The organism is Okeania hirsuta, assembly GCF_003838195.1.
Lineage (GTDB): Bacteria > Cyanobacteriota > Cyanobacteriia > Cyanobacteriales > Microcoleaceae > Okeania > Okeania hirsuta.
Genome location: NZ_RCBY01000287.1, coordinates 1 through 7984 on the forward strand (window position 1 = coordinate 1; position 7984 = coordinate 7984).

At 38.5% G+C, this 7984-nt stretch carries 9 protein-coding genes; 3 read left to right on the plus strand and 6 right to left on the minus strand.

Annotated features, from left to right (window positions below; genetic code table 11):
* The 4 genes from D5R40_RS28115 to D5R40_RS28130 form a co-directional block, all read right to left on the minus strand.
* Positions 1–382 (minus strand): alpha/beta fold hydrolase (locus D5R40_RS28115; protein ID WP_134239632.1); only part of this gene is annotated, 382 nt, incomplete at its 3' end.
* Positions 383–686: 304 nt separating this feature from the next.
* On the minus strand, positions 687–1022 hold the full coding sequence (locus D5R40_RS28120; RefSeq protein WP_124155536.1) for a ribulose bisphosphate carboxylase small subunit: 336 nt from the start codon (positions 1020–1022) through the stop codon (positions 687–689).
* A gap of 117 nt (positions 1023–1139) precedes the next feature.
* Positions 1140–1520, minus strand: a complete 381-nt coding sequence (gene rcbX / locus D5R40_RS28125; RefSeq protein ID WP_124155537.1) for a RuBisCO chaperone RbcX — start codon at positions 1518–1520, stop codon at positions 1140–1142.
* 138 nt (positions 1521–1658) lie between these two features.
* Positions 1659–3089, minus strand: coding sequence for a form I ribulose bisphosphate carboxylase large subunit (locus D5R40_RS28130; protein WP_124155538.1), 1431 nt, complete (start codon positions 3087–3089; stop codon positions 1659–1661).
* 837 nt (positions 3090–3926) lie between these two features.
* Here D5R40_RS28130 and D5R40_RS28135 point away from each other — a divergent pair.
* Entirely contained in the window at positions 3927–5762 is a 1836-nt protein-coding gene (locus D5R40_RS28135) for a serine/threonine-protein kinase (protein WP_124155539.1), read from the plus strand.
* A 151-nt stretch (positions 5763–5913) separates the two neighbouring features.
* On the opposite strand, the gene D5R40_RS28140 is transcribed toward D5R40_RS28135, so the two are convergent.
* Together D5R40_RS28140 and D5R40_RS28145 are read right to left on the minus strand one after the other, a co-directional pair.
* Positions 5914–6138, minus strand: coding sequence for a hypothetical protein (locus D5R40_RS28140; protein ID WP_124145525.1), 225 nt, complete (start codon positions 6136–6138; stop codon positions 5914–5916).
* A 343-nt stretch (positions 6139–6481) separates the two neighbouring features.
* Entirely contained in the window at positions 6482–7051 is a 570-nt protein-coding gene (locus tag D5R40_RS28145) for an ATP-binding protein (protein WP_240038996.1), read from the minus strand.
* A gap of 272 nt (positions 7052–7323) precedes the next feature.
* Here D5R40_RS28145 and D5R40_RS28150 point away from each other — a divergent pair, with 272 nt between their 5' ends.
* Positions 7324–7845: a helix-turn-helix domain-containing protein gene (locus tag D5R40_RS28150; RefSeq protein WP_124145524.1), complete on the plus strand. Its 522-nt coding sequence runs from the start codon at positions 7324–7326 to the stop codon at positions 7843–7845.
* A partial coding sequence (locus D5R40_RS42935) for an NB-ARC domain-containing protein (protein ID WP_124145523.1) occupies positions 7767–7984 on the plus strand: 218 nt, incomplete at its 3' end. The genes D5R40_RS28150 and D5R40_RS42935, both read left to right, overlap by 79 nt.

Sequence of the window (7984 nt, forward strand, 5' to 3'; positions counted from 1 at the left end):
GTGGCGTACCAAAAATAACAATACCTTGTGCATCAGTAAGTCGATCGCTAGCTTCCAAAAGAATATGTCCCCCTAGACTCCAACCTACAAAAATTGCATTAGAAGCATCTAAAGCTTTAGCTACTTCAACAACGGTATCAGCATAACCAGGGAGAGTGTAAGTTATTTCTGGGTTAGCAGCTACATCTGAAAGTCCATGACCTGGTAAGTCCATCGCGATTAAACGATATGTCTCACCCAGTTCACCCTGTAATTGATGTAGGTAAGAGCGTCCCGATGAAGAGTTACCATGAACTAGGAAAATAGTTTGCTCCTTACCTGAACTTTCATAGTAAGCGATATTTTGGGTGCTAATTTCGACTTTTTGTGGTTTAAGTTCCATTTTAGAGCGAAAAATTATAGTAAAAATTTATTTGTACATTTTGCTGTAGTTGATATAGCAGGGAACAGGGAACAGGGAACAGGGAACAGTGGTAAAAGCTTTTCTGGTGTCTCAGGTTCATCATCAATCTTTGTCCTAACCAACTCTTTCCTTGCTATATCAGTCACGATCTATAAAATTTATATGAAGAGAAAATTAGAAAGTCTCGTTTCAGAGTGAGGCGATCGCCACCGGACACAATTAAAAAAATAGTGGGATAGACTCTTACCTACCCCACTATAACTAAATCAATTTAGCAATGAATTTAGTATCTTCTCTGATTTGGCTTATGTACGATGAAGCTCAATACCTGACACTGCTTCACGTTATCAAAACCCATCACGCGAATAAAGCAATCAGGATTTTCAGAACGGCAAGCATCGATCTCACTTAAAACTTCTTGAACTGTTTTGGCATGGAATAGAGGTAACTTCCACAAAGTCCAGTAGTGCATTTCTGGTGCAGAAGACTCACTAAATTCTACACCAGCGATGAAACCTTGATCCAAAATGTACTCAAGTTGCTGACTAATTTGCTGAGGACTCAGAGGAGGCAAATAGGAAAGGGTTTCGTAACGACGCTCTTTTGGTAATGTTCTCATTGATTTTTTTACTGTTGAATAAATGTGCTAGGGAGCCAAATTTTGAATCAATCAAGATTTTATATCTCAGCCCCCCGGTCTCTCGGTGGAGGAATTTTTAACCGCAAATTTTCGTGGCTAATCTGTTCGTTGCTCTGGATCTAGACTAGGGTCTGCTATTTCCAGTTGCGTTATCTTTTCCAGATACCGACGGCGATGTTCCATATTATCTTTCTGAATACCACTGCGAAGCATTTCTGGTAAATACTCAGCCACTTCCTCTGCTAAATGCTCTCGAACGGTCATCACTCTAAATGCTAATTCTTTATTTTCCTGGAACAACTCTTGTAGGTAAGCTTCTCCATCTTGAATTTTGCCTGTTGAGGAAAAACCACTTAACCAAATTGCTAAGGGAGGGTTCGTCTCTCGTAACTGAGCAGTTACAGTCCGCACAGCTTGATAGGTCAGGTAGCTCGTCAGTACCTTTGCAGTATCTTTCGCAACTTTTTTAATATCCATTTTTGACCCCAGCCTGAATATTGTTGTTAGACTTTAGATTTTAGATTGAGGATCTATCTAATCCTTAGCAGACAAGTGTGACATATCTATTTCATAATTGCCATCTAAAATCTAAAATCCCACATCTCAAAGACAGACTTAGAGGGTATCCATTGCCTCGAACTCGAACTTGATTTCTTTCCATAGTTCGCAAGCAACGGCCAAGTCAGGAGACCACTTAGCAGCTTCACGGATAACATCGCCACCTTCTTTGAAGAGGTTACGACCTTCGTTACGAGCTTGGATACAAGCTTCTAGAGCTACACGGTTAGCAGTTGCACCAGGAGCATTACCCCAAGGGTGGCCCAAAGTACCACCACCGAATTGTAAGCAGGAATCATCACCGAAGATTTCTACTAGAGCTGGCATATGCCAAACGTGAATACCACCAGAAGCAACTGGCATTACACCAGGCATGGATGCCCAATCTTGAGTGAAGTAAATACCACGTTCGCGGTCTTGCTCGATGTGGTCTTCACGCATTAGGTCAACAAAGCCCATAGTGATACCTTTTTCACCTTCGAGCTTACCAACAACAGTACCAGAGTGTAGGTGGTCTCCACCAGACATTCTCAAGCACTTAGCCAAAACGCGGAAGTGAATACCGTGAGCTTTTTGACGGTCAATTACAGCGTGCATTGCACGGTGGATGTGTAATAACACACCGTTACGACGACACCATTTGGCCAAGGTTGTATTTGCAGTAAATCCACCAGTTAGGTAGTCGTGCATGATGATTGGAGTGCCAATTTCCTTAGCAAACTCAGCACGCTCCATCATTTGTTCAACGGTGGGAGCAGTTACGTTGAGGTAGTGGCCTTTAATTTCACCAGTTTCAGCTTGGGCCTTTTCAATAGCTTCTTGTACAAACAGGAAGCGATCGCGCCAACGCATGAAAGGCTGAGAGTTAATATTTTCGTCATCCTTTGTGAAGTCTAAACCACCGCGCAAGCATTCATATACTGCTCTACCGTAGTTCTTAGCAGATAGACCCAACTTAGGCTTAATAGTACAACCTAATAGAGGACGACCATACTTGTTTAATTTGTCACGTTCAACAGTAATACCGTGAGGAGGACCTTCAAAAGTCTTCAGATAAGCTACTGGAATGCGCATATCTTCCAGACGTAGCGCTCGTAATGCTTTGAAACCAAATACGTTACCTACAATAGAGGTCAACATATTAGTTACAGAACCTTCCTCAAACAAATCTAGAGGATAAGCTACATAGCAAATATATTGATTATCTTCGCCGGGAACCGATTCAATATCATAGCAACGACCTTTGTAGCGATCAAGGTCAGTCAACAAGTCAGTCCATACTGTTGTCCAAGTACCAGTAGAAGATTCAGCCGCTACTGCAGCACCAGCTTCTTCTGGAGGAACTCCAGGCTGAGGAGTCATCCGGAAGGCTGCCAGAACATCTGTATCTTTTGGTATGTAATCAGGGGTGTAATAAGTTAGTTTATAGTCTTTTACTCCAGCCTGATATCCAGACTTAGACTGACTTTGTGTTTTAGCGTAACTCATATATTCTTTCCTAAGAATCTATTCACTTTTCTGCTATACAGCATACTATTTTAGATAATATCAAGAATTAGAACTTTTCCACTTTAAAGATTATTTTTTTATTAATAACTTTTTTTAATCTATTTGTTACATTTGTTAATTTTATCGCCATAATCATTTAAAATAAATCAAGTGAATAATTGCTCATTGACAAAAAAACACAAATATGCAAAGTAAAAACAATTTTAATTATCCCAGATTAAATATTGAACAAATACAGGGGATCGTAAAAAAACGAGAGATTCACCAAAAGTGCAAGATTTGAGTAGTGAACTAATAAGGAAAAAACTTGACTATAATTTTATGTAGAAATTATTGCTAGTATCAAAATAATATAATTACTTTTTCCAGAAAAAATCAGCACTTAATACAAGAAAAAATCGGTAAATTAATTTTTCTAGAGCGCTAATTATTCAGCACCTTTCTATCGATAACTAATACCACTATCGGACTCAAGTAATCTACATTTAACTTGCATTTTTGTCTGCAAAATAAAAATAATTAGACCTAATGGGACTTACACAAAATCAAGCCAGAAAATAGGATCAAATATAGATGGGCAGAGGCTTTTACATCAAAAAGGCATAATTCCTGAATCAGCAGGGGTTCTAGCCATTTTTAAGGCATCGAGGTAATTCCCTTGTCTAGACTGAATTTGACGCATTTTTTCTACGATAAAATGTCTGAGTACCACTAATTATCCTTAAGCTAAAGCGACATGGTTTTCAAGAAGAGCGAACTTTTAAGATAAAAATATAAGTAATTTTCCTATTGTCCTCAATTCATATCTAACTGTAGATGACTGTACATCAGTCTGTTTTATCAAAAGTCCACTGTATCAACCCCCATTGTCTAAGTCCAATCCAGCCATGGGGAAATAACTTTTGTCAAAGCTGTGGAACCCCACTTCTCATTAACGATCGCTACATTCCCCTGCGAAAATTAAGCGCTGGTGGATTTGCGAAAATCTACATTATTTGGGACCAAGAAACTCAAACCGAACGTATTCTGAAAGTATTGTTAGAAAGCTCTCCCAAAGCACTCGAACTATTTGACCAAGAAGCTTGGGTACTTGCCAGTATCCGCCATTCAGGTATTCCTAGAGTCGAAACAGGAGACTATTTTCACCTACGCAAGCGAAATAGTCAGCCAGCAGTTGGCCACTCTAGTCAATGGTTTCTCCCATGCCTAGTCATGGAAAAAATTGATGGTTGTACCCTAGAAGAAATTCTGGAACAATATCCCCAAGGATGTCCAGATTTCTATGTAATCAATTGGCTTTCCCAAGCGGTAGAAATTTTATGGGAATTACACCGCCGGAAAATTATTCACAGGGACATAAAACCTTCTAATTTAATGTTGCGGGAAATCCAACCTTCAACTTTGACAAAATCTTCTTTATCCTATTCTTTTCATCATCAACGAAAAAAAAGAGGTCAACTGGTCATAATTGACTTCGGTGGGGTAAAACAAATTAGTAGTTATAGAATCCAACCTAGAGAAACTGTAGCAAAACGCAGCACAACCAGATTAGTATCTCCTGGATATAGTCCTCCAGAACAAATTAATGGGGGTGAAATTGGCCCATTCACAGATTTTTATGCTTTGGGCCGTACTTGTATTCATTTACTAACTGGTCAATATCCAGCAGAATTGGAGGACCCCTTAACAGGTAAGCTAAAGTGGCGTCAACTTAAGCCAGTTCATCCAGCTTTGGCTAATTTACTTGATGATATGGTGAGTTTAGATGCGGCCCAACGACCAGCAACAGCAGCAGAAGTGCAAGTCCGTTTAGCTAAAATTTATCGACGGCAAAAGAGGTCTCTGAGAATATATTTGTTAGCTACATTAGCTACAACTGTTAAAAATTCATTAATAGCTCTGTTGAAAAATCTCAGTGAGAATATTAATAGGTTATTTTTTACGCTGTCTAAAATTTTTCATCAAATAGTTTCAGGATGTGTAGATACAATTTGGGAAATGGTGTTGGGGGCAATTGGGGGAAGTATTGGGGCAACATTCGGATTAATTTTTGCTTATTGGTCAGGAATAGGCGATCGCCTCGCTAGTATATTTACTAATCTAATTTTTCTTGTGTGGGATGTTCCCCTAAATATTGGTCCGGAAATACTTGTCTTTGGTTTAGCTGGTTTGGGAACGGGAGTTGGTTTAACGGATGTGGGAGGTTTAGGTCAACGTCGTCGTTATGGGTTGGCTGCATTTATGGGAATTATTGGTTACATTTTAGGAGGGTTATGTTGGCAATTTTCCCAAGTTGGTAGTAGTGTCTATACGACAAAAGAAGATTTAATTATCCTAGAAATTATGGGTAAATTATCTGTGGGGGTAGCTACTGGTGTTGTTACTCTAGGACTTGGTTTAAGAAAGCATAACTTTATTTATGCTTTTATAGTTGCTAGTTTGACGGCAATAGTTTTTTTGGGTTTGGAGCAATTAAATATTTTTCCAGAGTTATTTTTACAGTTTACTTTTATGAATCACAGTCAACCTAATTTATTAGAATTTTTTACAAGTATAACTTTTTTCAGTTTGTTAGGTTGTATCAGTGGTTTTTGTTTGGGTGTTAGTCATTATGTGATTATTCCTCTTTTACGTTGGTTAGGTTTACGATAAGTAGAGCGAGCGTCGCCTAAAATTTGGTTTGTTTAGCAGTAGGGATATAGGGAGCGATCGCTCTTGTTTAAGAGTTGGGAGATTGGGAGATGAGGGAGCGAAGCGTTTCGAGAATAAAGACATAATCTCCAAATGCTTCACATTTTCTATATCAGGATGTACCTTCCTGTTTTTTCTTAGCTAAAGCTTCTTTGATTTTTTTCTCTGCCTCCTCTTTTTCTTCTGGAGTTAAGGGTCTTGATGCTGGGGTAACGTTAATTCGTGCTTTTTTAATGGAGTTAATAGATTCAAGTAGTTCGCTTAGTGCGACTTCTTCTTTTCCTTGACGTGCTGCTCTCATAGCTGCATCTATAACAGCATTTTTGGGGTTGCACATTATGGAATGATATTGCCAAAAATTGGTTTAGATTTTGACTAAAAATAACCATTAATTAATCATTCTAGCAATTGATTAATCCACAATCCAATTCTATCAAAAATATCAAATCATTCGTCACTGTGCAACGCCAAATAATATGGTAGTCCTATATATATTGTATCCTTCATCACAACTGCCCATTGTCCGTTCGCTGGCAGGAGAAACAGTTGATCATTTTCTTTGTGAGTTTAATACCCCACCGTCAACGGGGGTGTTCACGCATTACATGGGGATTCTCACCCCAAGTAATTTTCCTCATGTCTCCAGTATAGCTGTCTCCTGTCTCCTTCAAAATATCAAATCATTCGTCACTGTGCAACGCCGCATTTTTGATATCTCTCCCGCAAACATCTTCAACCTGAGCTAGTTTTTCTAAGGAGAAGGAGACATCTGGTGCTGTAGGTAGCTCTTTGACAAGGTGTCTGTTCCAAATTTCACGGCGACAAATTTCATCTGGCATGGGGAAATTTATGTTTCTCACCCGCGTCTCAAATGCTTTGTCATAATTTTCTACAAGATTTGTGGAAAACATGACTACTCCGCGAAATCTCTCTAAGCAAATAAGCAACTGACTCCGCATAGAATTAATAGCTTGCTCCGATCCTTGAGTGACATTGGTGAGTCGTTTAGAAAGTAAGGAGTCAGCTTCATCTATAAATAACAGAGCATTTTGTTGTTCTGCTGCCAGAAAAATTGCCTCGACGTTTTTTGGTCCTTCTCCGTGGTACATACTCTCAATTTGAGCATAGCTGGCAACTAAAATCGGACGGTTAATTTTAGAAGCTATGGCGTGTGCTGCGAGAGTTTTTCCCGTTCCCGGTTTACCGTGAAAGTTTAGTGCTGTACGAGGAAAAGGTTCAATTTTACGCAAACCCCACTTGTCGAAAACTTGAGATTCTAAGTGAATTAAGTCAACAGCTAACAGGAGGTCTTCTCTTACTTTTTGAGGGATGACTAACGCTCGAAAGTAAATAGGGGTTTTTGAGCTTCGTATCTTTTAGTAGGTTTTTCTGGGGATAAGTCGCGATCTGATTTTTTCTGAATAGAATTTTGTATGTTTAAAGTGTGATTTAATTATTCCAGTGAGAAAAAGTGTTATAAAGTTATACAATACAAAACTAAACTACCAGTCTACCTGTAGCTATGGACATTGAAACATTGGTCGAATTAACAGACAACCTGATATTTACCTACACGGAACAACATTTAACTTCTCTACAAAAGGAAGTCTTAAAAGGTACTTTAAATGGTAAAAAATACCCACAAATAGCTGATGATTGTCAACGTCATCCTGACCATATCAAACAGGTAGGTACAAAATCATGGAAACTTCTGTCAGATGTACTAGGAAAAAATATCAAAAAATCTAATGCTCGTTCCATATTAGAAAATTTCCACTTTTCAAATATTTCAAATACAGCTAATGACTGGGTAAATGTTAACAATAATCATATAAATATCTATGGAGAAAACAGACAATTTTCCAACCCTAAAAACAAATCTTCCCCCATTCCCACTGACCAAAACCAAAACAATACTAACTCAGAAAATTATTATGATTTATCTGAAGTCCTGAATTATATTGGTTGTGCGATCTCCACACCGAACTTACCACCCTCAAACAATGGATACTACAAAACCACACCCGCATCATCACCATATTAGGATTAACTGGCATTGGCAAAAGCGTACTTGCCCTACAATTAATTCCACAAATAAAAGATAAATTTGATTATATAATCTGGCGCAATATTGATAACTACCCCACTTTAGAATCTCTGCAAACAAGCATTATTAATTTTTG

Excerpts from the sequence above, each read along its gene's own strand:
- D5R40_RS28120 (WP_124155536.1), bottom strand. The coding sequence starts at position 1,022 with ATGAGAACATTACCAAAAGAGCGTCGTTACGAAACCCTTTCCTATTTG.
- rcbX (WP_124155537.1), bottom strand. The coding sequence starts at position 1,520 with ATGGATATTAAAAAAGTTGCGAAAGATACTGCAAAGGTACTGACGAGC.
- D5R40_RS28130 (WP_124155538.1), bottom strand. The coding sequence starts at position 3,089 with ATGAGTTACGCTAAAACACAAAGTCAGTCTAAGTCTGGATATCAGGCT.
- D5R40_RS28135 (WP_124155539.1), top strand. The coding sequence starts at position 3,927 with ATGACTGTACATCAGTCTGTTTTATCAAAAGTCCACTGTATCAACCCC.
- D5R40_RS28140 (WP_124145525.1), bottom strand. The coding sequence starts at position 6,138 with ATGTGCAACCCCAAAAATGCTGTTATAGATGCAGCTATGAGAGCAGCA.
- D5R40_RS28150 (WP_124145524.1), top strand. The coding sequence starts at position 7,324 with ATGGACATTGAAACATTGGTCGAATTAACAGACAACCTGATATTTACC.